Here is a 1,539-nt window from a genome sequence, read left to right as displayed (position 1 = left end):
TCAACTAGAACAGCAGGATTCCCCCACCATACCGCCTCGGTTGGTGGCGGGATGAATGCGGGTGAGGCTTGCGATTGTACCGCATATTAAATCGATCAGCGTAACGTTCGACTGCTAGCGCGGTGCATGAGTGAACGAACAAGATTTGTAACAAGGTAGTTATCTGATAGTTTCACGAGTTATACTCATCTCACAACCTAGTGAAACCATGAACCAAGTTATCACCGCCAAGTTAAAGCTGAATCTCACCGCCGAACAGAAGTTGGCGGTGCGCGATACTGCGTTGGCTTATCGTGATGCCTTGAATTATACTGCTATGGTCGCTTTCGGCGACAGCAGTTCGAGTAATGGTACTAAGTTGCAAAAACTCGTTTACAACCACCTGCGCTCCGAGTTTAAATTAGGCGCACAGATGGCGTGTAACGTTCCTAGACAAGTGGCTGCAACCTTTAAATCTTTAACAACAAAAGTTAAGCAGAACAACGAAGCTATTAAAAAGGGATACACCAAGAAGCGCTTTAAAGGGTTTGATCAAGCTCCAAAATACGCATCTCGGACTGTAACTTTGAATTATCAGCGAGACTACAGGTTCAAATCTGACCAACAAGTCAGTATTGGAACGCTAAATGGTCGTATTGTTGTGCCTTATGAAGGTTGGAACAAGCATTTAGACTTGATCAAGGTCTGTCCTAATATTGGTGCAGCAAAGATTCTCTACCAGCGTTCTTCCAAGACTTACTATTTAATGGTAAGTCTTGAAATTGAACTGCCAGAAATTAACCCAACAAGTATCACCCGAATTTCCGGTGTAGATGTGGGAATGAGGTATCTGGCAGTAGAAACGGATTTAAGTAATAAGTCTACCTTCTACTCTGGGAAAGCATCTCGGCACAAGGCCAATCAATATCAAAAGACTCGAAGGAGTCTACAGCGTAAAGACACCCGTTCTGCGAAGCGACGATTAATCGCATTGTCGGGACGGGAGAGACGGTTTATCGCTGATGTGAATCACCAAATCAGCAAAGAAATTGCCAAGCCGGTTAGCTTGATTGGATTGGAGGACTTGACCGGAATCCGTGACAGAACAAAATCCAAGTCTGGCAATTCGGCAAGCAAGAAACAGCGCCAAGCTAATCGAAACAAAGCTAAATGGTCATTTGCCGAATTGCACGGCTATATCGATTATAAAGCTAATTTGGTTGGCAGCCTAGCAACTAAAGTACCAGCACATTATACTTCTCAGAGTTGTCCTAAGTGTGGACATACCTCGAAGGCTAATCGACCGAACAAGGGGCTAATGTTTCGTTGTGAATGTTGTGGGCATGAATTACACGCTGATTTGGTGGGAAGCAGAAATATTGCAATGAGAACGTTGCTCGTCCGGCAAGACTGGACGAGTACGGGGAGCTTGTCAGTATCCCCTGATGTGTCGCGCAATGAAACCAAAGCTGATATCCTGCAAAGGTTTTCAGGATTGCGGTGGAGCGTAGACACAAGCCCTCATCATATCGGTACTCCGATTGATGATGGGTAATTGAC

Annotated in this window: 1 protein-coding gene; it reads left to right on the top strand. The window is 45.0% G+C overall.

What is annotated here, in order from left to right; genetic code table 11:
* Nucleotides 1-208 precede the first annotated feature (208 nt).
* The gene (locus QUB52_RS29055; protein WP_332976349.1) at nucleotides 209-1,534 is read left to right on the top strand and encodes an RNA-guided endonuclease InsQ/TnpB family protein; all 1,326 of its coding nucleotides are present in this window, start codon (nucleotides 209-211) and stop codon (nucleotides 1,532-1,534) included.
* The last annotated feature ends 5 nt before the right edge of the window (nucleotides 1,535-1,539 follow it).

Origin of the sequence: Microcoleus sp. A6-C6, assembly GCF_036705955.1 — a bacterium.
In the GTDB taxonomy this organism is placed as follows: Bacteria; Cyanobacteriota; Cyanobacteriia; order Cyanobacteriales; family Microcoleaceae; genus Microcoleus.
Note: the sequence above shows the minus strand (reverse complement) of the source record. Positions and strands in the feature narration are given on the sequence as shown.